Origin of the sequence: Flavihumibacter sp. (genome assembly GCF_036676075.1) — a bacterium.
Taxonomy (GTDB): Bacteria; Bacteroidota; Bacteroidia; order Chitinophagales; family Chitinophagaceae; genus Flavihumibacter.
Genome location: NZ_JAKFDQ010000009.1, coordinates 392,161 through 417,547 on the forward strand (window position 1 = coordinate 392,161; position 25,387 = coordinate 417,547).

27 protein-coding genes and 1 tRNA gene are annotated in these 25,387 nt (G+C 46.1%); 6 read left to right on the forward strand and 22 right to left on the reverse strand.

Annotated elements, in window-relative coordinates; genetic code table 11:
* Positions 1–6: 6 nt before the first annotated feature.
* The 13 genes from V6M43_RS10480 to V6M43_RS10540 are packed head-to-tail and all read right to left on the reverse strand — an operon-like array spanning position 7 to position 11,786.
* Entirely contained in the window at positions 7–1,494 is a 1,488-nt protein-coding gene (locus V6M43_RS10480; RefSeq protein WP_332735006.1) for a complex I subunit 4 family protein, read from the reverse strand.
* Positions 1,495–1,503: 9 nt separating this feature from the next.
* Complete coding sequence (gene nuoL, locus V6M43_RS10485; RefSeq protein ID WP_332735008.1) at positions 1,504–3,432, reverse strand: NADH-quinone oxidoreductase subunit L; 1,929 nt, start codon at positions 3,430–3,432, stop codon at positions 1,504–1,506.
* Positions 3,433–3,435: 3 nt separating this feature from the next.
* Positions 3,436–3,750: an NADH-quinone oxidoreductase subunit NuoK gene (gene nuoK, locus V6M43_RS10490; RefSeq protein WP_039132787.1), complete on the reverse strand. Its 315-nt coding sequence runs from the start codon at positions 3,748–3,750 to the stop codon at positions 3,436–3,438.
* On the reverse strand, positions 3,747–4,343 hold the full coding sequence (locus V6M43_RS10495; protein ID WP_332735011.1) for an NADH-quinone oxidoreductase subunit J family protein: 597 nt from the start codon (positions 4,341–4,343) through the stop codon (positions 3,747–3,749). The genes nuoK and V6M43_RS10495 overlap by 4 nt, the downstream gene beginning before the upstream one ends.
* On the reverse strand, positions 4,340–4,816 hold the full coding sequence (locus V6M43_RS10500; RefSeq protein WP_332735013.1) for a 4Fe-4S binding protein: 477 nt from the start codon (positions 4,814–4,816) through the stop codon (positions 4,340–4,342). The genes V6M43_RS10495 and V6M43_RS10500 overlap by 4 nt, the downstream gene beginning before the upstream one ends.
* 18 nt (positions 4,817–4,834) lie before the next feature.
* Positions 4,835–5,911: an NADH-quinone oxidoreductase subunit NuoH gene (gene nuoH, locus V6M43_RS10505; protein WP_332735015.1), complete on the reverse strand. Its 1,077-nt coding sequence runs from the start codon at positions 5,909–5,911 to the stop codon at positions 4,835–4,837.
* 18 nt (positions 5,912–5,929) lie between these two features.
* Entirely contained in the window at positions 5,930–7,084 is a 1,155-nt protein-coding gene (locus tag V6M43_RS10510) for an NADH-quinone oxidoreductase subunit D (RefSeq protein WP_332735017.1), read from the reverse strand.
* Positions 7,085–7,093: 9 nt separating this feature from the next.
* On the reverse strand, positions 7,094–7,546 hold the full coding sequence (locus V6M43_RS10515; RefSeq protein ID WP_332735019.1) for an NADH-quinone oxidoreductase subunit C: 453 nt from the start codon (positions 7,544–7,546) through the stop codon (positions 7,094–7,096).
* Positions 7,543–8,094: an NADH-quinone oxidoreductase subunit B gene (locus V6M43_RS10520; RefSeq protein ID WP_039132795.1), complete on the reverse strand. Its 552-nt coding sequence runs from the start codon at positions 8,092–8,094 to the stop codon at positions 7,543–7,545. Before V6M43_RS10520 ends, V6M43_RS10515 begins: the two co-directional genes overlap by 4 nt.
* Positions 8,085–8,435, reverse strand: coding sequence for an NADH-quinone oxidoreductase subunit A (locus V6M43_RS10525; RefSeq protein ID WP_039132798.1), 351 nt, complete (start codon positions 8,433–8,435; stop codon positions 8,085–8,087). Before V6M43_RS10525 ends, V6M43_RS10520 begins: the two co-directional genes overlap by 10 nt.
* A 59-nt stretch (positions 8,436–8,494) precedes the next feature.
* Positions 8,495–9,535, reverse strand: a complete 1,041-nt coding sequence (locus V6M43_RS10530; protein ID WP_332735023.1) for a 2-oxoacid:ferredoxin oxidoreductase subunit beta — start codon at positions 9,533–9,535, stop codon at positions 8,495–8,497.
* Between the two features lie 3 nt (positions 9,536–9,538).
* Positions 9,539–11,416, reverse strand: coding sequence for a 2-oxoacid:acceptor oxidoreductase subunit alpha (locus V6M43_RS10535; protein ID WP_332735025.1), 1,878 nt, complete (start codon positions 11,414–11,416; stop codon positions 9,539–9,541).
* A gap of 22 nt (positions 11,417–11,438) precedes the next feature.
* Entirely contained in the window at positions 11,439–11,786 is a 348-nt protein-coding gene (locus tag V6M43_RS10540) for a 4Fe-4S dicluster domain-containing protein (protein WP_332735027.1), read from the reverse strand.
* Positions 11,787–12,012: 226 nt separating this feature from the next.
* On the opposite strand from V6M43_RS10540, the gene V6M43_RS10545 reads away from it, so the two are divergent.
* Together V6M43_RS10545 and V6M43_RS10550 are read left to right on the forward strand one after the other, a co-directional pair.
* On the forward strand, positions 12,013–12,570 hold the full coding sequence (locus V6M43_RS10545) for a hypothetical protein (RefSeq protein ID WP_332735028.1): 558 nt from the start codon (positions 12,013–12,015) through the stop codon (positions 12,568–12,570).
* A gap of 1 nt (position 12,571) precedes the next feature.
* Entirely contained in the window at positions 12,572–12,835 is a 264-nt protein-coding gene (locus tag V6M43_RS10550) for a DUF4342 domain-containing protein (RefSeq protein ID WP_332735030.1), read from the forward strand.
* On the opposite strand, the gene V6M43_RS10555 is transcribed toward V6M43_RS10550, so the two are convergent.
* Both V6M43_RS10555 and V6M43_RS10560 read right to left on the reverse strand, forming a co-directional pair.
* Complete coding sequence (locus tag V6M43_RS10555) at positions 12,828–14,444, reverse strand: Na+/H+ antiporter (RefSeq protein ID WP_332735032.1); 1,617 nt, start codon at positions 14,442–14,444, stop codon at positions 12,828–12,830. The genes V6M43_RS10550 and V6M43_RS10555 overlap by 8 nt on opposite strands.
* Before the next feature lie 71 nt (positions 14,445–14,515).
* A complete protein-coding gene (locus V6M43_RS10560; RefSeq protein ID WP_332735034.1) occupies positions 14,516–14,848 on the reverse strand; it encodes a hypothetical protein in 333 nt (110 codons plus the stop codon).
* 171 nt (positions 14,849–15,019) lie between these two features.
* Here V6M43_RS10560 and V6M43_RS10565 point away from each other — a divergent pair, with 171 nt between their 5' ends.
* Positions 15,020–15,622 carry a hypothetical protein gene (locus tag V6M43_RS10565; protein ID WP_332735036.1) on the forward strand — a complete coding sequence of 201 codons (603 nt, stop codon included), beginning with the start codon at positions 15,020–15,022 and terminating at the stop codon, positions 15,620–15,622.
* Positions 15,623–15,730: 108 nt separating this feature from the next.
* Here the strand turns inward: V6M43_RS10565 and V6M43_RS10570 are convergent.
* A tRNA-Leu gene (locus V6M43_RS10570) sits at positions 15,731–15,814 on the reverse strand.
* Between the two features lie 2 nt (positions 15,815–15,816).
* On the reverse strand, positions 15,817–16,362 hold the full coding sequence (hscB, locus tag V6M43_RS10575) for a Fe-S protein assembly co-chaperone HscB (RefSeq protein ID WP_332735038.1): 546 nt from the start codon (positions 16,360–16,362) through the stop codon (positions 15,817–15,819).
* An 81-nt stretch (positions 16,363–16,443) separates the two neighbouring features.
* Here hscB and V6M43_RS10580 point away from each other — a divergent pair, with 81 nt between their 5' ends.
* Positions 16,444–17,019, forward strand: coding sequence for a peroxiredoxin-like family protein (locus tag V6M43_RS10580; protein ID WP_332735040.1), 576 nt, complete (start codon positions 16,444–16,446; stop codon positions 17,017–17,019).
* An 8-nt stretch (positions 17,020–17,027) separates the two neighbouring features.
* Here the strand turns inward: V6M43_RS10580 and V6M43_RS10585 are convergent, their stop codons facing one another.
* The 4 genes from V6M43_RS10585 to V6M43_RS10600 are packed head-to-tail and all read right to left on the reverse strand — an operon-like array spanning position 17,028 to position 20,230.
* Complete coding sequence (locus V6M43_RS10585; RefSeq protein WP_332735042.1) at positions 17,028–18,032, reverse strand: YCF48-related protein; 1,005 nt, start codon at positions 18,030–18,032, stop codon at positions 17,028–17,030.
* A 12-nt stretch (positions 18,033–18,044) separates the two neighbouring features.
* Positions 18,045–18,848 (reverse strand): hypothetical protein, encoded by an 804-nt coding sequence (locus V6M43_RS10590; protein ID WP_332735044.1) that lies wholly within the window; start codon positions 18,846–18,848, stop codon positions 18,045–18,047.
* A 6-nt stretch (positions 18,849–18,854) separates the two neighbouring features.
* Positions 18,855–19,289: an ABA4-like family protein gene (locus V6M43_RS10595; RefSeq protein ID WP_039129558.1), complete on the reverse strand. Its 435-nt coding sequence runs from the start codon at positions 19,287–19,289 to the stop codon at positions 18,855–18,857.
* Positions 19,290–19,306: 17 nt separating this feature from the next.
* Positions 19,307–20,230: a phosphoribosylaminoimidazolesuccinocarboxamide synthase gene (locus tag V6M43_RS10600; RefSeq protein ID WP_332735048.1), complete on the reverse strand. Its 924-nt coding sequence runs from the start codon at positions 20,228–20,230 to the stop codon at positions 19,307–19,309.
* A gap of 93 nt (positions 20,231–20,323) precedes the next feature.
* Between V6M43_RS10600 and V6M43_RS10605 the strand changes: the two genes are divergently transcribed.
* Together V6M43_RS10605 and V6M43_RS10610 are read left to right on the forward strand one after the other, a co-directional pair.
* A complete protein-coding gene (locus V6M43_RS10605) occupies positions 20,324–23,056 on the forward strand; it encodes a TonB-dependent receptor (protein ID WP_332735050.1) in 2,733 nt (910 codons plus the stop codon).
* 42 nt (positions 23,057–23,098) lie between these two features.
* A complete protein-coding gene (locus tag V6M43_RS10610; protein ID WP_332735051.1) occupies positions 23,099–24,169 on the forward strand; it encodes a fasciclin domain-containing protein in 1,071 nt (356 codons plus the stop codon).
* Between the two features lie 88 nt (positions 24,170–24,257).
* Here V6M43_RS10610 and ychF read toward each other — a convergent pair whose 3' ends face one another.
* Positions 24,258–25,358, reverse strand: coding sequence for a redox-regulated ATPase YchF (gene ychF / locus V6M43_RS10615; RefSeq protein WP_039129549.1), 1,101 nt, complete (start codon positions 25,356–25,358; stop codon positions 24,258–24,260).
* Positions 25,359–25,387: the final 29 nt, after the last annotated feature.

Here is a 25,387-nt window from a genome sequence, read left to right on the forward strand (position 1 = left end):
TTTCGCTTACTTGAAAAATTTCGTCATGATCAATGTTGTTCCGGGCTGTATCAGGTCATTTAACCAGAATGGAACTACACCTATCACCACTATTCCGGATATCAGCAGTACTGCCGCCAGTTTCTCATTCCACCCGGCATCCCCAATCATTTTATGGTTATCGTTTATTGGCCCCATGATGGTTTTGCCCGTGGCCCTCAATATATATACAGCAGTTACAACAATGGAAGCACAGGCGAGAATGGTTGCCAGCCGGTACCATGGATCGGGATTCTGCCAGGAGCCCATGAACACGGTCATCTCAGCAACAAATCCACTGAAACCGGGCAAGCCCAGTGAACATAAACCTGCAATCACGAATACCGATGAAATAAAGGGCATCACTTTCAATAATCCGCCCAGTTGCGCCACCTGCCTTGTATGTGTTCTGCTATAGATCATCCCAATGGCGGCGAAGAAAAGGGCCGTCATCAATCCATGCGACACCATTTGCAACACCGCGCCGGTGATGGATGTTTGTGTTAGCATTCCGATGCCCAGCAATACAAATCCACAATGGCTCACAGAAGAATAGGCATTGATATATTTAAGGTCGGTCTGCATCATGGTGGCAAAGGCACCATAAATGATGGCGATGGTTGATAATAAAATGATGACCCAACTCCATGCTTCTGCACCTTCGGGCATCAGGAAGGTCGCCACCCGCAAACAACCATAACCTCCCAGCTTCATGGAGATGCCTGCCAGGAACATTGATGCCGCAGTAGGCGCGGAAGCATGTCCATCGGGTACCCATGTATGAAAGGGGAAGATGGCGGTAAATATGCCGAAGCCTAAAAAGGCAAAGGGGAAGAATATTTTCTGTACATCAACCGGAATATCGAGAGCTGCAATTTCCATGAGGTCAAATGTATAACTGCCACCTGCAACCGCAGTATTGAAATAGAGTCCGGCCAGTCCAATGAACACCAGTGCCGAACCACCCATCAGCATCAGTGCCAGTTTCATTCCGCTATACTCTTTCTTACCGCTGCCCCAGATGCCGATCAGCAGGAACTTTGGAATCACGGAGAGCTCCAGGAAAAAGAACATCGTGAAGAGATCAAGGGAGATGAAAAACCCATAGGCGCCAAGACTTAGCAACAACAGTAAAAAGAAGAACTCTTTGTTCATATTCTCCATGGTCCACGATACCAGCACGCCGGCAACCACCACAAAGGCAGTTAACAGGATCATGGCGAGTGATATGCCATCCACACCCACATGGTAGTTGATATGAAGGGCGGTGAACCAGGCATAGTTGTCTTCAAACAACATGGGCGAATTATTTCCGCCAGCCCTTGCCTGCAGGTATAAATAAAGAAAGGCAAAAGCCAGCAACAGTTGTATTAGCGCTCCACCCAGTGCAATGGCTCTTACCTGCTTCAGCTCCTTGCTGAAAAGGATGGCCACAGCAGTGAGCAGGGGAATTAATATGAGTAATGTGAGGTTCATGGTTATATTTTATTTCCACAGGTAGATGAATAGTACACTTAATGCCGCCACGCCGCCAAAGAACCAGAGGGCATAGCTCTGAACCCTTCCGCTCTGGATCCCTTTCGTTAGCCAGGAGATCTTTGCCGTAACTGCAGCCATCCCATTCATGCTGCCATCCACAATATTGCGGTCGAACCAGGCTGCAGGTTTCCCCACCAGGTTAAACAACACCTTCTTTGTAATGAACTGGTAGATCTCATCGATATAGAATTTGTGGTATGCGGCGCGATATAATCCACCCACTGCGGCCGCAAGTTTTGCAGGCTTATCTCCCGGTGTTTTATAAAGCCAGCCCGCAAGTATGGTTCCGGTAATGGCCAGTAACACAGGCGCTATAGAGAACCCAAGGTTGATATGGGTTTCGATGGGTGCACCATTTGCCGTGATATATTCAGAGAAAGGCAACAGTCCCGCTACCAGCGTGAAGATCGCCAGAATTACCAGGGGTACCTTCATGCTTAGCGGACCTTCACCATGATGTGCAGTATGGGTGGAGTCTTTGTTCCAGAATATGGAGAAATACAAGCGGAACATATAAAATGCAGTGAGTGCACCGGTTATCAGGGCAATAAAATAGATGGTCATATTTGAATCATATGCCGCCAGTAATATCTCTTCCTTGCTGAAAAATCCGGCAAAGGGTGGGATACCTGCAATGGCCAGGCAGGCGATCAAAAATGTTGCATGGGTGAGGGGCATCCATTTTCTTAATCCCCCCATATCACGCATATCATTGCTATGGACAAAATGAATGATTGCTCCGGCACCCAAAAACAATAATGATTTGAAGAAGGCATGAGTGAAGAGATGGAACATGGAGGCCATATATCCCAGATTATTATCTCCACTCTCCGGATTAAGCCCCAATGCGAACATCATATACCCGATCTGCGACATGGTGCTATAGGCCAGCACCCTCTTGATATCGGTTTGGGTACATGCGATGATGGCAGCTATAAACGCCGATATTACACCGGTATAACTGATAAGCGTAAGCGCCGTATCATTGGTGGAGAAAACCGGAAACAATCTTGCTACCAGGTAAACACCTGCCACCACCATGGTAGCGGCATGGATCAATGCGCTAACGGGAGTTGGACCTTCCATGGCATCGGGTAGCCAGATATGCAAAGGGAACATGGCCGACTTACCCGCACCACCCATGAACACCAATGCCAGCGCCCAGGTAAAGGCAGATATCCCTAAAAATCCGGCAGAACTGATTGCAAGGGATGCTTCTGAACCCGGATCACTCAGCTTCTCTATCAGCGTTGGGAAATCAAGCGTATTGCTGTAGTATGATAATATGAGGATGCCTACCAGAAATCCAAAGTCGGCAAACCGCGTAACGATAAATGCTTTCTTGGCTGCCGCAACAGCTGTTGGCTTATCAAAATAAAATCCTATAAGCAGGAAGGACGATACACCCACCAGCTCCCAGAACATATAGATCTGGAATATATTGGAGGAGAGTACCAAGCCCAGCATCGAAAAAGTAAACAGCGAAAGAAACGAGTAGTATGTGCTAAATCTTTCTTCTCCTTTCATATACCCCAAACTGAAAATATGCACCATCAGGGATACAAAACTCACTACCACCAGCATCATTATGGAGATCGGATCAAGCAGCACCCCCATATCAATGGAAAGCGATTCGCTGAAAGGAAGCCAGCTAATACTGAAGGGCACGATCTTCTGATAAATGCCATCCGCCTGTCCATCTATAAAAAAATACTGGTAGGCTGCCGCGAATGAAATGATGGTGCTGGCAGCAAGGGCCATTGTTCCGATAATGCCTGCCGATGATCGGAAATATTTCCTGCCGAATAATCCCAGCAACAGAAAGCTCACCAGCGGCAGCAGGGGAATCAATGCGATATACAGGTAAGTACTCATATACTAGTATTTCATTTCGGTTGCATCTTCCACATCAATGGAATGGTGACTCCGGTAGAGGTTTATGATAATGGCAATAGCCACCGCCGCTTCTGCAGCAGCAATGGTTATGATGAACAGCGAAAAGAAAATGCCATCCAGCTTATCGGGATAGAGGTATTTGTTGAAGGCCACAAAATTGATGTTCACACTATTCAGGATGAGTTCAACACTCATCAGCATCGTGATCATATTGCGCCGCGTGAAGAGCCCATACATCCCTATAAAGAAGAGGGCTGTACTCACAAACAATATATGCGTTAAGGGAATGCTGCTCATAGTACTTCTTCTTTTTGGGGTTCAGGAACCGGGTTGATCTCTATATCTGTTGCATGGGGAGGGGAGATGATCTGTCCCTTCCTGTTCTCCGGAATTTTCATGGCGATCACGATACATCCTATCATGGCTGCCAGCAACAGCATACTAACCAGTTCAAAGGGTAGTACAAATCCGTGTTCAGTAAGGCTGAGCATCCTTTCTCCTATATCGGCAACATTCACCACAAATGGCTGCGTTGCGGTGGCAGGGAACTCGTATTCGCGGATCAGGTTATAAGAAAATCCAAATCCAAAAAGCGCGGCAAGGATGGCAAAAATATTCCGTTTCGCCGCAGGTGCCGGCATCTGTGCCCCAGAACGCTGGGTCAGGAAGATGGAGAAAATGATCAGCACCACAATGCCGCCCACATATACAATGATCTGCACCGCGGCAATAAACTCTACCTGCATCCAGAAATACAAAGCGGCTATGCCTATCAGTGAGAACAAGAGCCAGATGGCAGAGCGGAAGATCTTCCTGGTGGTTACGGCAAGTATTCCTGTTCCAAGGATAAATGCCGAAATGATGTAAAACATTATAGCTGCTGCATTCATTCTACTCCCTCCCTTATTTTTGATCCTGGTTGATTGAGTTTTTTGGTCAGTTTGCTCCTGTCATAAACACTGTGCTCGAAGTTCTGCGCCATTTTAATGGCATCCGTGGGACAAGCTTCCACACATAAATTGCACATCGTGCATAACTCAAGGTGGTACACGAATGTGTCTATGGCCTTCTTCTTTTTGCCTTCCGGCGATACATCAAATTTGGTGATGATCTTGATGGTGGCATTGGGACAAGCAAGTTCGCAGGCCGTACAACCAGTGCAGGCATGCTCATTGTTTTCATCGTGGATCATTACCACCTCACCCCTGAAGCGCTCGGAGAGATTCAGGTTAGCGCGATTCTCGGGATACTCCTGGGTGATGATCTCACCGGGACGAATAAAATAACCACCCGTTGTTTTCATCCCTGTCAGCAATGATTTCACTGCATGATAGATGTCCGATATATATTCTTTTATAAACATGAGCGTTTTTTGAAAGCATTAAAAATGCCATCCCATAATTGCCATTATCGTTACCAGCAAAAGATTCAGCATACTGATCGGCAACAGGTATTTCCATTCAAGGTTTAAGAGCTGGTCGATCCGCAGCCGCGGGAAGGTCCACCTGAACCACATGATCAGGAATATCAGGAAGAAGACCTTACCAAAAAACCAAACAGAAGAAGGGATATAATCCATGATATGGTTAAAGCCTTCCAGGTTGCCAATATGCAATGGCATCCATCCCCCCAAAAACAGCGTTGCGCCAATAGCACAAACAATAAATATATTGATATACTCTGCCAGGAAGAAAAGAGCAAACTTCATCCCCGAGTACTCTGTATGGAATCCGGCCGTTAGTTCAGACTCCGCTTCTGCCATATCAAATGGTGCGCGGTTAGTCTCCGCCGTTACAGCAATTATGAAAATGACGAATGCGATAAATGCCGGTATATGCCCCTTAAATATCCACCATCCATTCTGTTGCGATGAAACGATATCAGATAGTTGCAGGCTGCCGGTTAACACCACTATCGTTATAATAGATAGTCCCGCCGATAATTCATAACTCACGATCTGTGCACCACTTCGCATGGCGCCGAGCAGGGAGTATTTATTATTACTGGCCCATCCCGCCATCAGTATTCCGATCACGGAAATGGAGGAGACCGCCGACACAAATAACACTCCGATATTGATATCCCAGATCTGGAAATTCTGTGCAAAAGGAATAGGAGCCAGCAGCAGCATGGCCACGATCATCACCACGAAAGGAGCGAGGTTAAAAAGAAATTTATCTGCGCCATCGGGTGTGAGTCCTTCTTTCATGATCAGCTTAAGGGTATCGGCAGTGGTCTGGAACATTCCCATCGGACCAACACGGTTTGGTCCCAGCCTGATCTGCATATGGGCGGCTACTTTTCTTTCCATGAGTACCAGCACCAATCCCAGTATCGCAAACAAGGCAATGGCCAGCAGTATCACCAGCAGGCTTTCGATCACCAGCACCCAGGTGCTGCTGAAATGCGCGTTGAGCCATTGTTGCAGAGAATTGGTCAGGCCTTCTAAACTGAACATCGCTAATTGTTTTTTTGTTTACCTGTCTATATCCGGTATTACGAGGTCAAGGGTTCCCATGGTTGCCATCAGGTCGCCGAGTTTACTTCCCACCACCATATGTTCCAGTGCCGATAGGTTGGAGAAGCCGGGTGATCTGAACTTGATGCGGTATGGTGTTGTTCCTCCTTCACTAACTATATATACGCCCAGTTCACCACGAGCCGTTTCAACACGGGTATAGAATTCACCCTTGGGTAATTTCAACACTGCCTTTGTTTTGGCCTGGAAATCTCCTTCCGGAATATTATCGATCAGTTGTTCAATGATGCGCACACTCTGGTGCATTTCCCTTATCCTGACCATATAGCGCGCAAAGGAATCGCCTTCAGTTTCAAGGATCTCATCAAATTCCACTTTATCATATACCTCGTAAGGAAACAGTTTCCGGATATCAGATCTTACACCGCTTCCTCTGGCTACCGGTCCGGTACAACCGAAGGAGATGGCATCTTCAGCAGATAGCTTGCCAACACCTTTCATCCTGTTCTGGAAAATGATATTACCGGTAACCAGATCATTGTATTCGTCGATCTTACTCTTGAACAGCGTGATAAAATCTTTTACCCTGCGCTGGAAATTCGGATGGATGTCATACATCACACCACCCGGCACCATATAATTCATGGTGAGTCTTGCCCCGCAGGTTTCTTCCATGATATCGGTGATGGTCTCTCTTTCACGGAAGGCATAGAAGAAGGGGGTAAATGCACCCAGGTCCATGGCCATAGCGCCCCACCATAGTTCATGGGAAGCGATGCGGGTGAGTTCATCCATCAGTACCCTTATCACCTGCGCACGCGGCGGGATCTCCAGTTGCAGGCCCTTCTCCACGGTTAACGCACATGCATGGTTGTTGATATGGGAAGAGAGATAATCCATCCGGCTGGTAACATAAATGAACTGCCGGTAGCTGAGGCTCTCACACATCTTTTCGATGGAGCGGTGTATATAACCAAGATGCGGTTCAAGTTTTTTGATGGTCTCACCATTAAGTGTTATCACCAGGTGGAGAACACCATGGGTGGCAGGGTGCTGCGGACCAACATTGATCACCATTTCCCCGGTACCATCAAGCGCGCCGTCAACAGTTTTTTTTGTATTATTATGAACTATCTGTGTTTCGGTATACATCTTGCGCTTTTATAGTTTGATCATGTTGATGGGATCTTCAAAATCTTTACGCAGCGGATAGCCGGAGAAATCATCTTCCAGTATCAGCCGGCGCAGGTCGGGGTGGTTCAAAAACTTCACCCCGAACAGATCATATACTTCGCGTTCATGAAACTCCGCTGTTCTCCAGATATCAGAAACAGTTTCTATTTCCGGACTATCACGGTTGAGGTTTGCCTTTATTACAACCGTCTGACGGTGTACAGTAGACGATAAATGGTAAACCATGGTGAGATGCGTTTTCCAATCGATGCAGGTAAGGCAAAAGAGATAATTAAAATTAAGCTCGCTCTGCCGCAGCTCAAGGGCAAAGCCTCGCCACTCTTCCGGCTGTATCTGCACATTCAGCCATTCGCCGCTTTCATCAAAGCTGGCGGTTGGAAGGAGTGCAGTAAAATATTCCCTGAAATATTCTTTGGTCATGGTTGTGGTTTTTCTCCGCGGATCTGTTCCCTGGTGAACCCGCTTTTGATCTTTTCCTGTAATGCGATCAATGCATGCAGCAGTGCTTCAGGACGGGGTGGACAACCAGGTATATATACATCCACCGGTATCACATGGTCGGCACCCTTAACAACGGAATAGGTATTGTAGAAGAAGGGGCCGCCACTGATGGCGCAGGCTCCCATGGCAATTACATATTTGGGATCGGGCATCTGGTCATAAAGCCGCTTCAGTACCGGCGCCATTTTGTTGACGATGGTTCCTGCAATGATGATAACATCGGCCTGCCTTGGTGAGGCACGGGCCACTTCAAATCCAAAGCGGCTGAAATCATATTTGGATGATGCTACAGACATCATCTCGATACCACAGCAACTGGTGGCGAAGGTTAGTGGCCAGAGTGAATTGGAACGGGCCCAGTTTATAATGTCGTCGAACTTGCTTACCACGATGCCTCCACCTGGTACGGGGTGGATCTGTCCTGGAAAATCCTTGTTCGTTTCCCGTATCTGTTCTCTTACATCCATTTGAGGGCTCCTTTTTTGTGGGCATATAAAAAGCCCATGAATAATATGAAAAGAAATACAACGATCTCAACAAGTGCTACCATCCCCATCTTTTTTACAACTACCGCCCATGGATAGAGGAAAATAAGTTCCACATCAAAAATCAGGAAGATGAGTGCGAAAAGATAATAACCGATATTGAACTGGTTCCATGGCGAACTGCTTGTTGGAATTCCACATTCATAGGCCTGTCCCTTCTGGGGGTTGACGGTGCCTTTCACCAATAGTTTTGCTATCAGTATGCCGCCGGCAGAAAAGAGTACGGCAGCGAGGGTCAGTGCGATCAGTGAAGCGGAACCCATATGCAGCTTTTTTATTTGGCAGCTACCTGCTGGCAGCTTCGGTAATATAGCATTTTTCGCTAAAAAATTGTCCAGGTTTTATCTCCCGACAGTATCTTTTGTAAGGGCTGCTTTCCCTTCTTCTCTTTTTGCAGTTCTATCTGGGCAGCCATATTATCCTCATAAGTAGGGCGCTCCTCCGCATACATCACACCAAAGGGCCGCGGAAAATGTTGGCCATCAAAGGCCGTATCAAAAAACCTTGCGATCAGGTTTGCCTTGGTCTTGTCTTTTTCATCATGGATCCACAATTCATCCCTGCCGCGGCCGCCCTCTTTAAGATCCACAATAACAGGTGTTAATCCATCCAGGATAATGCCTTTATTTTCATCATTTCCAAATACCAGCGGCTTGCCATCTTCCAGTTGCAACGCTTCTTCTTTTTTTGTTTCCTTATCTGAAAAAGCAAAGAAAGCACCATCATTGAAAACCGGACAGTTCTGGTAAACCTCCACAAAAGATGTTCCGCGATGCTGGTGTGCACGTCTCAATATGCCCTGCATATGTTTAGGGTCACGGTCAAGGGTACGCGCTACAAAACTTGCCTTTGCTCCAAGGGCCAGCTCGGATGGATTGAAGGGTTCTTCAATAGATCCGTAGGGACTGGTCTTGGTGATCTTTCCTTTTTCAGAAGTGGGAGAGTACTGTCCTTTGGTAAGACTGTAGATCTGGTTGTTGAACATCAGGTAATTGATGTCAAAATTCTTTCGCATCAGGTGGATAAAATGGTTTCCACCGATAGACATACTGTCACCATCACCCGAAACCACCCATACACTGAGTTCAGGGTTGGCGGCCTTCACGCCGGAGGCTATTGCCGCGGCCCGGCCATGGATGCTGTGCATACCATAGGTATCCATATAATAACTGAACCGCGAGCTGCATCCGATACCCGAAATGAACACGAAATTTTCCTTGGGAATGCCAAGATCAGGGAATACAGTCTGCACCTGCTTCAGGATGGAATAGTCGCCGCAGCCCGGACACCATTTCACTTCCATATCACTCGAGAAATCCTTTGCTGTAAGCGATTGAGGCTTTTCTAATGTGAGCGTTTCCATAGTTTATGCTTTTAGTAATTGGAGCATTTTTTCTTTTATTTCGGCAGTAGTAAACGGTTGTCCCTGCACTTTAGACAATCCCGTTGCTGGCACCAGGTATTTAGCCCTGATGAGCTGCAGTAATTGTCCGCTGTTCATTTCAGGTATCAGCACCTTGTCATAATTGTTGAGCAGTTCACCGAGGTTTTTTGGGAATGGATTGATATGATGCAGATGCAGATGCGCAACATCTTCACCTTCGGCAAGCAATTCTTTCACCGCTGTTTTTATTGCACCATAAGTTGATCCCCATCCCAGTACCAGCAGGCGGCCATGATCCGCACCTGTATCGGGCGCGGCAAGTGGAATGAAATTTTCAATGGCCCTGATCTTTGCGGCACGAAGCATGGTCATCTTTTCATGGTTGGCAGCTTCGTAGGAAACATTTCCTGTTTCATCCTGCTTCTCCAATCCACCAATGCGATGCTCCAGTCCTTTGGTGCCCGGCTTTATCCATGGTCTTACAAACAACTCATTGCGCTTATATGGCAGCAGTTCTTCGTCGGCACCATTAGCCTTCTGCAAAAAGCTGTTGCTGATTGTTCCGAGGTCTTCTGCATTGGGAAAACGCCATGGCTCAGAGCCATTAGCTATATATCCATCACTCAGCAATATCACCGGGGTCATATGTTCAACAGCTATTTTACAAGCCTCAAAAACAGTATTGAAACAATCAGAAGGAGTGCTGGCAGCAAGAACCGGCAACGGCGCTTCTCCATGCCTTCCAAACATGGCCATCAGCAGGTCAGACTGCTCTGTTTTAGTAGGAAGTCCTGTTGATGGTCCGCCTCTTTGTACATCAATAATAAGGAGCGGGATCTCCAGCATGGTAGCAAGCCCCATCGCTTCTGTTTTCAGCGCCATACCAGGTCCTGATGTAGTGGTAACGGCTAAGCTTCCGGTATAAGAAGCGCCAATAGCAGATGCGATGCCGGCTATTTCATCTTCGGCCTGGAAGGTCTTTACTCCATTGCCCTTGTATTTGGATAGCTCGTGCAGTATATCAGTAGCGGGTGTAATAGGATAGGACCCTATAAAGAGGGGCAAACCTGATTGCTCTGAAGCAGCCAGCAGTCCCACTACAATTGCCTGGTTGCCGGTTATATTTCTATAAGTGCCGGGGGGTAATTTTGCCGGACCGATCTTGAACTGCGTGGTGAAGATCTCGGTATTGTCGCCGTAGTTCCATCCTGCCTGCAGTACTTTGATATTGGCTTCCGCGATCTCTGGTTTTTTAGTGAACTTATCGTTGATGAATTTTATGGTATGATCCATCTCCTTATCAAACATCCAGAATAGCAAACCCAGTACAAACATATTCTTAGACCGTTCCACTTCCTTGGTACCCAGACCAGAATCTACCAGGCATTCTTTGGTGAGTTTGGTGATATCAATGGCATGGATGGTATAGTTGCTAAGGGTTCCATCATTAAGTGGATCCGCATCCGGCGGATATTTCGCCAGTCCAAGGTTTTTCTTATCGAAGCCCTGGGTATTAACGATGATGATGCCACCTCTACGAAGCTTTGGCAGGTCAACTTTCAGGGCCGCGGCATTCATGGCAACCAGCACATCATAGCTGTCGCCGGGCGTGAAGATCTCCCTGCTGCCGAAATGCACCTGGAAGCCCGAAACGCCGGCCACCGTGCCTATCGGGGCACGGATCTCTGAGGGGAAATCGGGGAAGGTGCTGAGGTCATTTCCATATAACGCGGCAGTATCGGTGAACTGCATTCCGGTAAGTTGCATACCATCTCCCGAGTCTCCTGAAAAACGAACCACAATATGGTCCACTTCTTTCTTTGCAACGATCTTTTCACGCTGCTTTTCTATAGTATCCATAATGATAATTTATGCTGCATTGTCAGGGGTGAAGCGCTTCCTTCTTGGCAAGCAACTGCTCCACTGTTTCCTGGTAGGCTTCATCGGGAACGCAACAATCAACCGGACAAACACTTGCGCACTGCGGTTCTTCATGGAAGCCCTGGCATTCGGTGCATTTGTTGGGAACAATATAATAGGTGTCTTCTGCAAGCGCCGGAAAACGCGCCTTCACATCTACCATGGAGCCATCCATCAATACATAGGTTCCGGTAACAGAGGTCTTGTCAGCAATCGACCATTGGGCGCCACCTTCATAGATCGCGTTGTTGGGACATTCAGGTTCGCATGCACCACAATTGATACATTCTTCGGTGATTTTGATAGCCATAAAAAAGGTATTTAACAGGGTTGATATTGATCCCATAAAGTGACCGATGTTTCAACCGGAAAAGCATGAGAAAAGTCAACGGTTTTTATGTTTTTGATCAGGATTGGAGGTGACGGCTCACAAATGATAATTGCCTTCCATCCCTTTAAAACCCTGTTAACACTGGAAGCGCCGTTACTTTTACCGATATATTATTTGTAACTTTTATATACCTAAACCTTGGATGATGAAATATTTTCTACCCCTCGCCTTTGTGCTGATGGGTTTCACTGTTGCAGCACAGGACAATGATTATTTCCCCGGCGCTCCTCCCTTGATGGATTATGTTTTTAAAGGCTGGATCATTAAAGAGAAAGGAGGGAGAATAGCATTCAGGGGGATACGATTTCTCGATTATGGATTTCTGCAGGTAGAGCGCCGGCACGAAGGGGCAAACATGATTCTGGATACCGTCCATACTACCAGCATCAGTAAAATAAAGGTGAAGAGAAAGGCATTCTTAAGGGGGATGGCTACGGGTGGCGGATTAGGATTGATAGGTGGTTATTATGTTGGGAAAGAAACATATGAATCAGAGTATGGGATAGATGATGAGGAGGGGCCCGACCCTGGTGCAATTGGAAGAGGTGTTGTATATGCAGTGGGGGTTGCAGCACCCACAAGTGTAATAGGTGGTATCTTTGGAGGAATTTTTACACCCCGTAATTTTCGGATTGACGGGCAGGAAGATAAGCTGAGGTTCACCCTCGAAAAACTGCAAAAGAAATCAGATCAAACATATTAATATGCCAACAACAAAAGAGTCATTCCAGATAAATGGTGAAGCATTGCTTAACAAGGTAAAAGAACTGATCCGCGAAGGCAATGTAAGAAAGATCATCATACACGATCAGGCAGGTAAGGAACTGATGAGTTTTCCCCTAACCATTGGCGTTGTAGGAACACTGATAGCCCCCGTACTGGCAGCTATAGGTGCGGTTGCTGCATTGATCGGCGATTGTACCATCACAGTTGAAAGAGAAGAGAAGGAAAATGATCCTGTTATTTGATCTGCGGGAATACACCTTTCTCGCGGAGTTTATATTCTTCAATATCGATCAGCGAAAAATATTTCCGTATCAGGTCCTCATCAAATTCGGCCTGGCGGTTCATATCGGTAAGTAATTTTCTCTGTGCTTCCAGCAGATCGAGGTAAACAGAATGAAACTGTGCCTGTGTATTTCCTTTCGGAAGATTTGTATCGGAGAGATGGTGACTGAAAAAGTCAAGATCAATTTTTAGTCGCTCGTACAAATTAATGAGGTGACTGTTTTGCAATCTTTCCTTTTCATATTTCTCCTCCAGGAGAGTAAGCGAGGAGAGCGCCATTTTCTTTTGTATGATCAGTTCCTGTGTTTTTTCCGGGATGGTTTCAAATTTATCTTCCAGGTTGATCTTCTTTATCAGCCAGGGAAGTGTCATTCCCTGCAATACCAGCGTCATTAGTATAACGATAAACGTTATGAAGAGGATCAGGTTTCGATGGGGGAAGGGATTGCCTTCATTGGTGAGCAGGGGAATGGACAGTGCAGCAGCCAGGGATACCACGCCGCGCATACCGGCCCAGCCCGCCACCAGTGGTGTTTTCCAGCCTGGATTAGGATCGGCAACAGTAATAAAATGACTCATGATGCGCGTGAATAGTGCAGCCCCAAAGGTGCATAGCAGTCGCGTAAGCATTAAGACAACTGAAATGGCTAATCCATAGAGGATGGCACTGCTCAGCGTTGTTTCACCAAGTTGTTGGATAATGGTTGGCAGTTGTAAACCTATTAGCAGGAATACAAATCCGTTAAGCACAAAAACAAGGCTGCTCCATACATTCACGCCTTCCATGCGGCTGCGGTAACTCAGGATGATATGCCTTTTACCGGAGAGAAATAGTCCCCCGCTCACTACTGCCAGTACACCGGAAAAATGAAAATGTTCCGCAAAATAATACATGCAGTAAGGGGTAACCAGTGTGAGTACAATATCAATGCTGGTAGTAGTTGGCAACCATTTATGGATGCCATAGAAAACAAGGGCTACCAGTACACCGATGATGATGCCCATTATGATTACGAGGAAGAAATCAGTTGTTGCATCCTGTAAATTGAATTGCCCGGTAATAACGGCTGCCAGGGCAAATCGGAAAATCACCAGCGATGAGGCATCATTCAGCAGACTTTCCCCTTCGATTATACTTAACAGTGATTTAGACACTTTCACCTGTCGCATGATGGTTGTTGCCGATACTGCATCAGGGGGAGAGATAATTCCTCCCAGCAGAAATCCCAGTGCCAGTGTAAAGCCAGGGATGAGGGCATTGGAAACGAAGGCGATTACGGTTGAGGTAATGATAACGATGGGAAAGGCGAAGCTTGCGATCACTCTTCTCCATTTCCAGAATTCTTTCCAGGATGTTTGCCAGGCAGCTTCATAGAGGAGGGGAGGGAGAAAAATAAAGAATACCAATTCGGGGTCGATGGTGATCCTTGAAAATGCTGCCACGAAGCTGAGTACCAGTCCGCCGAGTACAAGCACGATAGGATAGGCCAGTCGCAGTTTATTGGCGAGCATGACCAGTGCCAGGATAATTAATACCAGGTATATGTATTCGATAATGTTATGCTGCATGCAGGGTGCCTGAGGGCGTCGTTCAAATTAGTACTAAAACTGCATACAATGCCTGAATTCAAAATATGTTATTATCCATAACGCCGGGGCCGGTCGCGCTGGTTCTTTTTCTGGTGTGCTTTATATACATTACTAAGCGTGCTCACCATTACGCAATCATATCCGATTATATTCTCCTTACCGAGGCTGTTAATAGCCAGGTGATAAAAATGCCGGTACATGAAATCCATATCATCGGATGGATTCTCCTTGATGCCTTCGAATTTCTTTTTGTTATGGGTAATTATGGTTACAAGGTAATAGGGCATAAGCATTTTTGACATCCCAAAAATACTAAAAATATTAGTAGTACATAAGACGCTTTGGTTATCGGAAGTATGGTTGGTTTTTGGGTTGAAAGCCATTTTTTTTATTTTTTTAACCCCAAATTCCGGCCGATGAGCCAATAAGGGTGGTTGGTGCGAGCTAGGTGCCTTCTCGGTGGGGCCTCGGTTAAAATTATGCCGGAGGATCCCCGGAGGATCCCAGGTTGATCCCCGGTTGATGATTTTTTAATATATTTAGAAAAACTTCTAATGCCCAGGGTAAAGAATCTTCTTCTCCACGGAGCGAGTGGCTCCTTTAAAAAGGAGTTTGTATACCGTACCTATAATAATAAAACTTATTTAAGTCCCTTTCCTGATATGAGTAAAGTAAAGCTCTCTCCTGCACAACGTGCTTCTAATCAGAGGTTTGCAGAAGCTGTGGCTTATGCTAAAAAGTATTTGAGCGACCCCGAACAAAAAGCCCTGCTTATTCAGCGGATGAAGAATAATAAAAAATTGCGGGACATGACCCCGCAAAATGTGCTGATCAAAGAATATATGAAAGAACATAGTGATAAGCTTTCTGAACGCGCGGCCGATAAACTGGTTTTGCTTTACCTCCAAAAGTTCCAACTCTCCACCCGCCACCAGGCAGCACTTCATTACCTTCTGCGTTTCAAAACCCTCTCCAACGCTATCTATATGAGTATTAATGAAGTATCTAAACCCACAGCCACCCGCGATTTGAAGGAAATGATCAACCTGGGTGTCATATTCTGTCTGGGTAAGGGGGCGGGGGCTAAATATCAGCTGAAAGTTATCATCGCACCCGAAGAGATAGAAAAGAATCCATTGACACAGGAACTTGAATAATTGGCTCATTCTCTTTATAAATTGGCTCATCAGCCGGTCGGAATTGGCTCATTTTCGGAAAATGGACTCACATAAAAAAAGCCATCTCATTTTATTGAGATGGCCTCGTGCCCAGAACAGGAATCGAACCTGCACTACCTTGCGATAACCAGATTTTGAGTCTAGCGCGTCTACCAATTCCGCCATCTGGGCTTTTATTCCTCACTGTTGCGGGATGCAATATTACGCAGCGATGCTATCTTGTCCAAAATTCGCTTCAGGTATTTTTTGCGATAATAGTATTCCTTTACCTGCAACAACTCTTTTTCGGTAGTAGTACCTTCCTGATAATTTGCCAGAACCGGCTCCACTTCATCATATATGATTTTTAATAGTTTATGGGTTTCGTTCTCCCTGGCAGCCAATGCCCGCATCTCCGGATCCATTTCCAGCTCCATCAACCCTTCATTGATCTCCATTACCTCCCCCAGGAATATCGGGTCTAACTGGAATTTCTCTTCCGGCTCTATCATGCCCTTCAGCTCCAACAGGTACTGCATGGTGCCATCCTCAGTACTGAATGTTTTGTAGGCCCTGTTCACCATCGCCGCCTTTTCAAGCACCTCAGCCTGCTCAGCAGCGCCCGACCTGGTGAAAAAATCTGGATGGTATTGCCTGCTCAATGCATAAAACTGCTTCTTCAGCGCCGTCTGGTCTACCCTGAACGATAGCGGAAAACCATAGAGTTCGAAATAATTCATGATCTGCAAATTTAACGGCTTTGGTCGGCTGGCCGACATTTAAGCCAGCCCTCCCTGCGTAGATTTGTGAAAATTATGGCTATGAATAAAATGGTATTGCTTCTCCTGCTGCTGGGTTCTTTTCTTTTTGCAAGCAGCCAGCCTAAGGGACTTGAACCTGGCTCCACAGCCCCCAACTTCAGCGCCATGGACCAGTCCGGTAATTCCATCCAGCTTTCTGACCTTACAGCCAAAGGCCCGGTGGTGATCTTTTTCTACCGCGGACAATGGTGCCCTTATTGTAATAAGCAGTTGAAGCAACTGGAAGACAGTCTGGGGATGCTCACAGCAAATGGCGCATCAGTAATAGCCGTTAGTCCCGAAATTCAGGAGAATATCGAAAAGACCGTTGAAAAAACAAAGGCATCTTTTCCCGTGCTGCACGACAAGGGACTTGCCATTATGCGGGCCTATGATGTTGCTTTTGAAGTGGAAGCACCCGTTATTGAGAAGTATAAAAAATATGGTATCGATTTCAATAAGGCAAATGGATCCAATGGTGCAGTGCTTCCCGTACCTGCTGTTTATATCATCAAAAATGGGATCATCACCTATCGTTTTTTTGATACGGATTATACCCGGCGGGCAAGCATAAAAAATCTTGCCGCCAGGCTTTAGAGCTGTACTCACTCAAACTTTGCAAGCCTCCCATTTCCCCCGGCCAGGAATACTGCCTTACCTTTCTTCGCACGCTGTACAACATGGTAACCGGTAGTACTGATATTCTTCCAGCCGCGGCCGCCATCTTTTGAAATATCAACGCCAGAAGTACCCGCCGCTATCAGTTTTTTGCGGCTTATATATGCTACCGATGATCTGTAACCGAAAGGAGGGGTATGAACCCTTCTCCATGATCGTCCGCCATTTTTAGTGAAGGCGATATTGCCTGCCCGACTACTATCGGCAGAAAAATCTCCTCCCACCACAATCCAATGTTTTCCCCGCCCGCCTTCCCGCAGCGCAATGGCATTGGCGCCGGTACTGTTACGGCCCTGAACAAGGGGCAGCTCAATCACCCTGCTACCCACAAAAACTCTGGATCGCATCCCACCCGTTATCAACATCGGCGAACTATTGGGGAGGCTGATAATATTGCTTCCGCTGGCAGCAAAACAGGCTTCGCCTTCTGCAACCTGGGGAGCTATCGATTCAAGTGATTGCCAGCTCTGGCCATTGTCTTCTGTGGACAGCAGCAACATTTTACCCGCCAGCGGATCGCCTACAATGGCTCCTGCCTGGCGGCTATGGAAATGCATGGCATCCAGGAATATGCCCTTGCTGTCATTGCGGTATACCTGCTCCCATTGCTGCCCGCCATCAGTAGTACGTAATACGATACCGGGAGAATCTACCGCAAGAATGATCGCCGTTTTTTCATCAAAGGCTTCAATATCTCGGAAGTCTCGAGTCTCCTGCCCGGCTACCACCATCCATTCAAAACTTTTGCCCCCATCAATGCTTTTTCCCACAGTTCCCTTATTGCCACTCACCCAAACTATCTGGTCGTCAACTACCGATAGTCCCCTGAAACTTATACCAGGCCTGCCTTCCAGCGCAATGAGTTCCTGTGCATATAAATTTCCCTGCATTAACAATAATGCATACCCGAAAATATAGATCAGTTTTTTCATGATGAACGAAAGCTACGGAATTAGCGGGAATCCTTTTAATGCCTGCCAGTAAAGTAGCACTACAAAACCCAGCCAGGTAAAGGCCATGATGATAAGCGTGGTTTTTTTCGGGAAGAAATAATATCCTATCAGTGGCAGCAACTGCAATGAGTGCATGCCGAAAAAATGTGCAACCCTGAGATCGCCGGATGTCCTGCTCCAGTTGACCAATGGGAGTCCGGCTGAACCATCTTCACCACCTATGCTATGCCGGAGCAGTGCGGCCATTTGTCCCCCCTCAAACGCGAAGATCACGAAGAAGAGAAAGCCCATCCTTATTCCCCATTTATAGCCATCGCTCATCCATAGCGGAAAATCTTTCTGCCGGAAAAATCGAACGGTAATGGATAGGGTCCATAAAGTAAATATTAAAATAGCAATACCCATTGCATTGAACAGCGCGATATCAAAAGGGGTGCTGGTATTGAAATGCGATAGTTTACCTTTAGCCGCCTGCCCGGTTATGATAACCAGTTCCAGCACCAGCGTCAGCACGGTTACCCAGCTATAGATCTTTACCGTTCGCTGGTTTTTGAGATATACCAGTAACCAGGTAAGCGTAAAAGATAATATGCTGATGGAGATAAAAAATTTAAAGGGTTTTATATAGGCATTGATGCCAAGTATCTGTCCGGATGTTGTGAGAATCATCACCCCGCAAACTACCGCTCCTGCTAAGGTCAGCAGGCCAAAATAATAGAGTAGGGGGTTCCTGCTCTTTGCTTGCAACTGCAGTTTTCTTATGGGCGAAACATTGGTAGTGGCGTAATTGATCATGCCTGTTTATTCTGCATCAATGAAATAGGACCGGGTCTGGTACCAGCGCAATACAAGGTAGAGTAAGAGTCCGAATGGTCCAAGCATAAATGTAAAGAAAAGACAGGGCAGGAGGGGCCAGAACCCGATTCCGTTTTTACGTGCATCGTTCACAATGAATATTCCGGTGAACAGATCAAATGCCAGATAGTGGATCCATCCTGCCAGCAGGGCATACCTGTTGCGGAACAGACTTTCAATATTATTGAGGGAGTTAAAACTGTCGGCCTGAAATGCTCCCAGGTTGGTAGCGATAAGCCCCGTGTACATCAATGCAAAAATAGTAATGATGGTGCCCGTTAGTACCTTACCGATCCAAAGGGTTTTATGAAATGCCAGCAGCAGAATCCAACCGATCAGGGCAAGGCTGCTGCTTATCCGGAATAGGGTGTCTGCTGACATAATTGTTTGTTTTAAGGTTATAGTTGGCTCAACGCCTCCATGATGGCTTTCCTTGTTTCCTCATCACTTAGTTTCAGGGGCTCAAATTTTTTGCCGATCACCTGCTCATACAATTCTATATAGCGCTTGCTGATGGTATTGATCCATTCGGATTCCATGGCCGGAACCGTCTGCCCTTCCTTACCCATGAAGTTATTCGCTATTAACCATTCGCGCACAAATTCCTTGCTGAGCTGTTTTTGCTTTTCTCCTTTCGACTGTCTTTCTTCAAAACCATCGGCATAGAAATAACGGCTCGAGTCGGGCGTATGGATCTCATCCATCAGGTAGATAGTATCGCCGATTTTTCCAAACTCATATTTTGTATCTACCAGTATCAGTCCCTGCCTGGCGGCAATTTCTTTTCCTCTCTCAAACAGTGCCAGGGTATAATTTTCCAGCGTATTCCAGTCCTCGGCACTGGCAAGCCCCTGCGCAATGATATCTTCTTTGGAGATGTCTTCATCATGACCCTCTGCCGCCTTGGTTGATGGCGTTATAATGGGCGTGGGGAAGTAATCATTTTCTTTCATGCCTTCGGGCATACTAACGCCGCAGAGCAAACGCTTTCCGGCGCTGTAGGTGCGCCATGCATGACCTGTGAGGTTTCCCCTCACCACCATCTCTATTTTAAAAGGGACACATTTTTTACCGATAGAAACATTGGGGGCTGGAACGGAGAGCAGCCAGTTGGGACAAATATCTGCAGTGGCTTCCAGCATATATGCAGCAATTTGATTTAATACTTGTCCTTTATATGGGATGGGTTCAGGAAGGATAACGTCAAAAGCAGAGATCCGGTCGGAAGCAACCATAACAAGAATATCGTCGCCAATAGTATAAACGTCACGGACCTTTCCTTTATAAAATGCAGTTTGTTCGGGGAATTGAAATTGTGCCATAAAACAAAGTTACCATCCCGCGCCCTAAAAAAATTTGCCGGATGCAATAAATCCTTATTTTGCCCCTAGATTAACACACCTAAAATGCTTGCTATGAGAAAAAGCTACAGCTATTTCGCCTCCCTGCTGTTGGCCCTATTCTTTTCGATTGCTGCTATTGCCCAAACTGTAACCATAACGGGTAATGTAAAAAACAGTTCGAACCAGGATGTGGTACCAGCCGTGTCTGTAACCATCAAAGGAACAAGTTCCGGAACCTTTACAGATGAAAAAGGGAATTTCACCCTCAATACCTCTCAAAAGCCTCCTTTCACACTCGTCTTTTCTTCCATTGGTTTTGAATCACAGGAAGTAGTTGTGAATGAAGGCGGACAGGTAGTAAACATCAGTTTTTCACCTTCTTCATCACTGGGAACGGAAGTGGTAGTATCTGCCAGCCGTGTTCCGGAAAGGATCCTGGAGTCGCCCGTTTCCATTGAGCGGGTGAGCAGTGCCGCTATCCGCATCGCTCCTTCAGCTACTTATTATGATATTGTCGGAAGCTTAAAGGGTGTGGATGTTGTAACATCATCATTGACTTTTAAAACACCAACCACACGTGGATTTGCCGGAAGCGGTAATACACGTTTCAACCAGTTGGTTGATGGGATGGATAACCAGGCACCGGGACTTAACTTTTCCGTGGGTGCCATCATCGGCGTATCAGAACTGGATGTTGACAACCTCGAACTCCTGCCCGGTGCATCTTCTGCACTTTATGGTCCGGGTGGTATGAACGGAACCCTGTTGATGACCAGTAAGAATCCTTTTAAATATACCGGTCTTTCCTTCCAGGTTAAAGAGGGGATCATGAATACGGACAGCCGTTACCGTGATGCCTCCAGCTATCATAACTGGGCTGTACGCTGGGCCGAGAATATCAAAGACAAGTTTGCCTATAAACTGAATATGGAATTTATCCAGGCAAAGGATTGGCTTGCTGCCGACAAACGCAATTATGCCAACCGTGCCAGTGGAAATGGATTCATCATTCCGGGAACCCGTGAAACTGATCCCAACTATGATGGGGTGAATGTTTATGGTGATGAAACCACTGCCGATATCCGTGCGGTATTGCAGGGTGTAGCTGCACAGGCGCCTTTCCTCGCGCCTTATGTTTCTACCCTGCTTGGCTCTCCAATTAATGTATCGCGCACTGGTTATAATGAAGAGGATATCATCGATCCCAACACACTGAACTTTAAGCTCGGCGGTGCATTCCATTATAAGCTTACGGAGAAAGTTGAGGCGATAGTTGCTGGAAACTGGGGTACCGGTAATTCGGTATATACCGGTAGCGACCGCTATTCTTTCCGCGATTTTAAAATGGGTCAATATAAGGCAGAGCTCAAGCACGATAACTGGTACCTGCGTGGTTATACCACCCAGGAAAATGCCGGACAGTCTTATAATGCTACCGTTACTACCCGATTGCTGAATGAAGCATGGAAACCTACCATCACCTTCAATGCGGATGGTACACCTAATCCACAGCAATCAGACTGGCTGGTTCAGTATACACAGGCTTATCTTGCCTCCAAACTGGCAGGCGCTGGTGAATTGGCCGCACATACGCAGGCAAGATCTGTTGCCGATGTTGGTCGTCCGGAACCAGGCTCAAAACAATTCAAGGAATTGTTTGACCAGATACGTGGTATCTCTATTTCTGATGGCGGTGGATTGTTCATTGAAAAATCAGATCTCTACCAGGTTGAGGGACAGTACAATCTTTCTCCCGTAACATCCGCTGTAGCAGATATCCTGGTAGGTGCCAACTATAAGAAATATGTATTGAATTCAGAAGGCACCTTATTTACCGATTCACTCAGGCCTATTAAAATCTGGGAGATAGGGGCTTATATCCAGGCAACCCGTCGCTTCCTGGATGACAGGTTGAAATTTACCTTCTCCGGTCGTTATGACAAGAACCAGAATTTTGAAGGCAAGTTCACCCCAAGAGGTACTGTTGTGGTTACAGTTGCCAAGAACAACAATATCCGTTTCTCTGCACAAACTGCCTATCGTTTCCCATCTACCCAGCAGCAATGGATTGACCTTGCAATTGGTGGCGGTGTACAATTAATTGGTGGTGATGAAAGCTTCCAGGACTATTATGGCTTTAAAGGCAACAGGCCTTTCAATCCAACCAACCCAAGCGAGCTGCATACATTCAAAACCTTTAAACCTGAATCAGTAACTTCTTATGAACTAGGTTATAAAGGATTGCTGGCTGGTGGTAAACTACTGGTAGATATGTATGGATACTATGGACAGTATACAAATTTCCTCGCACGTACCCTTGTTGGACAATCAACGGGGGCGGGTACACGCTTTTTCTCTGTTCCCATCAATATAGAAGAAGATGTGACAACTTATGGTTTTGGTATCGGATTTGACTATCGTTTTTACAGGTCTTATACTTTAAGTACCAACCTTTCTTCTGATGTTCTTAAGGATGTTCCGGAAGGCTATATTTCTTTCTTCAACGCGCCTAAATATCGTTTCAATGCTTCTGTTTCCAATGCGGGTATCGGAAAAGATAAGCGTGTAGGCTTTATGGTTAGCTACAAGTGGCAGGATGCATTCTATTATGAAGGTGATTTTGCCAATGGTGATATCAGCGCCATTCATACACTCGATGCACAGGTTAGTTACCGACTGCCAAAGATCAAATCTGTTCTTAAACTCGGTGGTAATAATATCCTCAATCAATATTATTTCAATGCGGTTGGTAACAGCTTTGTTGGTGGATTGTACTATGTGTCATTTGGATATAATATTTTCTAATTGATGATGGTACCGTATTTGTTGAAAATCAAATCAAGAAACATGTTTACATATATAAAGAAATTCACCGGCATGGCCCTGGTTGCGTTAATGCTCCTCAGCCAGACCGCCTGTAATAAAATTGAAGAGGCAGAACCCCTTGAACCGGCTAATCCATCGGGACAAACCATCCGAGAAATAGTTGATACCGATGCGAAGTATTCGCTTCTTAAGCTTGGTTTGACCAAAGCGGGATTGATGGATCTGCTGGGTAATAAATTAAGCAAGTTAACGCTCTTTGCACCCGATAATGAAGCCATGGCAAGGTCGGGCGTTACAGAGGCAATGATCAATGGTTTGCCCGTACCACAGCTCAGGGCTATCATGAGTTACCATATCATTCCACAAGCATTACCATCAGCAGCAATACCCGGCTTACCTGCACCTAATGTGCAGATGCCTACATTATTGCAACCGCTCGCTACACAGCCGCTGTTCAAGATGAGCACCTTCCCATCAAAAAGGGCAACAGGTGCTTATGTAAATAATGTTCCTGTAACAGCAGTGGATCGTTTAGCCGCCAATGGTGTAATCCATGATGTATATGGCGTAGTGCTGCCTCCTTCTACTACCATGAAGGGATTGATTGCTGCTGATCCGCAGTTGTCCTTTTTGCGCGCAGCCATTGCACGTGCAGATGAAGGATCCGAGGGTCTTAGCAAGATCGATTCATTGCTTAATTATCCCTTCCCGAATATTACACTTTTTGCTCCCACCGATGATGCTTTCAAGGCATTGCTTACTTTCCTGAAATTACCTGCCGACCCCGCAGTATTTGCCATGTTGCCGGTTCAGACGGTTAGAGGAATTGTTGCCTACCATGTTCTTGCCATCAATGGTGTTCCCGCACAGCGGATCTTCCAGGCGAATATGGAAAGTCGCGCTTACGAAACATTGATCGGGCCAACGCCCATGCCACCGGTAACAATTGATGCCAGCCTTCCTTTTGCTAAAACAGTAAAAGGCAATGTAAATCCAACACCATCAAATATTGATTTCGCCGCATCAGACAGGCATGCAGTGAATGGGGTGTTGCATAAGATCGACCAGGTGTTGTTGCCGCAAATGCCGTAGTGGAGGGATGGAGGGATGGAGAGATGGAGAGATCACGTGTGATATAAATTATATAAAAAATGCTACCAGTTTTTGGTAGCATTTTTTATTAAACATTAAACCTGAAATGCATCACATCCCCATCTTTCACCAGGTATTCTTTTCCTTCGATGCGTAGCCTTCCTGCATCGCGACAGGCAGATTCAGAACCGTACTGCACGTAATCTTCATAGGCAATTACTTCTGCCTTGATGAAACCCTTTTCAAAGTCTGTGTGGATCACACTGGCGGCCTGTGGGGCTTTCCAGCCTTCCTGGATGGTCCAGGCTCTTACTTCCTGCACACCCGCCGTGAAATAAGTTTGCAGTCTCAGTAATTTGTAAACCGAGCGGATAAGCTTGTTCAGGGCAGGCTCGGTCATTTTATATTCATCCATAAAAAGCGCGCGGTCGTCCAGATCTTCCAGTTCCGCGATCTGCTGCTCAATGCTATTGTTCATGATGATAACATCCGCACCCTCAACAGCAACAGCTGCTTTCAATGCCTCGGAATATTTATTACCCGTATGCATAGACGCTTCATCAACATTGGCAACATAGAGCACCGGCTTTTCTGTTAGCAGGAAGAGATCTGCAATTGCTGTGCGATCTTCTTTGCTAAGGTTCAGCTCCCTGATATTCTTTCCTGATTCAAGATGCGCATAACAGGTTTTTAATACTTCCAGTTCGGCCTTGATCTTTGCATCGCCGGTGCGGATCAGTTTCTCTGTACGCTGTAATTTCTTCTCCACACTCTCGATATCCTTCAACTGTAATTCTGTATCAATAATTCCTTTATCATTAACCGGGTTGATCGGACCTTCATCTCGTAAAATATTCTCATCCTCAAAACAACGGATCACATGTACGATGGCATCCACCTCACGGATATTTGCCAGGAATTTATTTCCAAGTCCTTCGCCTTTGCTGGCTCCTTTTACCAGTCCCGCAATATCAACCAACTCAATTTGTGTTGGCACCGTTCTGTTGGGCTTAACTAATTCAGCCAGCTTATCGATACGCTCATCGGGAACATCCACCAATCCAACATTGGGTTCTATTGTACAAAACCGGTAGTTGCTTGCCTGCGCTTTAGCGCTGATGCTAACTGCATTGAATAAGGTTGATTTACCCACATTTGGTAATCCTACTATACCTGCTTGTAAGCCCATGTATTGATTTATTTGAGATGTATTTCTTT

Bases quoted from the DNA above. Each gene is read 5' to 3' on its own strand.
- V6M43_RS10480 (WP_332735006.1), bottom strand. From the start codon at position 1,494: ATGAACCTCACATTACTCATATTAATTCCCCTGCTCACTGCTGTGGCC.
- nuoL (WP_332735008.1), bottom strand. From the start codon at position 3,432: ATGAGTACTTACCTGTATATCGCATTGATTCCCCTGCTGCCGCTGGTG.
- nuoK (WP_039132787.1), bottom strand. From the start codon at position 3,750: ATGAGCAGCATTCCCTTAACGCATATATTGTTTGTGAGTACAGCCCTC.
- V6M43_RS10495 (WP_332735011.1), bottom strand. From the start codon at position 4,343: ATGAATGCAGCAGCTATAATGTTTTACATCATTTCGGCATTTATCCTT.
- V6M43_RS10500 (WP_332735013.1), bottom strand. From the start codon at position 4,816: ATGTTTATAAAAGAATATATATCGGACATCTATCATGCAGTGAAATCA.
- nuoH (WP_332735015.1), bottom strand. From the start codon at position 5,911: ATGTTCAGTTTAGAAGGCCTGACCAATTCTCTGCAACAATGGCTCAAC.
- V6M43_RS10510 (WP_332735017.1), bottom strand. From the start codon at position 7,084: ATGTATACCGAAACACAGATAGTTCATAATAATACAAAAAAAACTGTT.
- V6M43_RS10515 (WP_332735019.1), bottom strand. From the start codon at position 7,546: ATGACCAAAGAATATTTCAGGGAATATTTTACTGCACTCCTTCCAACC.
- V6M43_RS10520 (WP_039132795.1), bottom strand. From the start codon at position 8,094: ATGGATGTAAGAGAACAGATACGGGAAACGAACAAGGATTTTCCAGGA.
- V6M43_RS10525 (WP_039132798.1), bottom strand. From the start codon at position 8,435: ATGGGTTCCGCTTCACTGATCGCACTGACCCTCGCTGCCGTACTCTTT.
- V6M43_RS10530 (WP_332735023.1), bottom strand. From the start codon at position 9,535: ATGGAAACGCTCACATTAGAAAAGCCTCAATCGCTTACAGCAAAGGAT.
- V6M43_RS10535 (WP_332735025.1), bottom strand. From the start codon at position 11,416: ATGGATACTATAGAAAAGCAGCGTGAAAAGATCGTTGCAAAGAAAGAA.
- V6M43_RS10540 (WP_332735027.1), bottom strand. From the start codon at position 11,786: ATGGCTATCAAAATCACCGAAGAATGTATCAATTGTGGTGCATGCGAA.
- V6M43_RS10545 (WP_332735028.1), top strand. From the start codon at position 12,013: ATGAAATATTTTCTACCCCTCGCCTTTGTGCTGATGGGTTTCACTGTT.
- V6M43_RS10550 (WP_332735030.1), top strand. From the start codon at position 12,572: ATGCCAACAACAAAAGAGTCATTCCAGATAAATGGTGAAGCATTGCTT.
- V6M43_RS10555 (WP_332735032.1), bottom strand. From the start codon at position 14,444: ATGCAGCATAACATTATCGAATACATATACCTGGTATTAATTATCCTG.
- V6M43_RS10560 (WP_332735034.1), bottom strand. From the start codon at position 14,848: ATGGCTTTCAACCCAAAAACCAACCATACTTCCGATAACCAAAGCGTC.
- V6M43_RS10565 (WP_332735036.1), top strand. From the start codon at position 15,020: ATGCCCAGGGTAAAGAATCTTCTTCTCCACGGAGCGAGTGGCTCCTTT.
- hscB (WP_332735038.1), bottom strand. From the start codon at position 16,362: ATGAATTATTTCGAACTCTATGGTTTTCCGCTATCGTTCAGGGTAGAC.
- V6M43_RS10580 (WP_332735040.1), top strand. From the start codon at position 16,444: ATGAATAAAATGGTATTGCTTCTCCTGCTGCTGGGTTCTTTTCTTTTT.
- V6M43_RS10585 (WP_332735042.1), bottom strand. From the start codon at position 18,032: ATGAAAAAACTGATCTATATTTTCGGGTATGCATTATTGTTAATGCAG.
- V6M43_RS10590 (WP_332735044.1), bottom strand. From the start codon at position 18,848: ATGATCAATTACGCCACTACCAATGTTTCGCCCATAAGAAAACTGCAG.
- V6M43_RS10595 (WP_039129558.1), bottom strand. From the start codon at position 19,289: ATGTCAGCAGACACCCTATTCCGGATAAGCAGCAGCCTTGCCCTGATC.
- V6M43_RS10600 (WP_332735048.1), bottom strand. From the start codon at position 20,230: ATGGCACAATTTCAATTCCCCGAACAAACTGCATTTTATAAAGGAAAG.
- V6M43_RS10605 (WP_332735050.1), top strand. From the start codon at position 20,324: ATGAGAAAAAGCTACAGCTATTTCGCCTCCCTGCTGTTGGCCCTATTC.
- V6M43_RS10610 (WP_332735051.1), top strand. From the start codon at position 23,099: ATGTTTACATATATAAAGAAATTCACCGGCATGGCCCTGGTTGCGTTA.
- ychF (WP_039129549.1), bottom strand. From the start codon at position 25,358: ATGGGCTTACAAGCAGGTATAGTAGGATTACCAAATGTGGGTAAATCA.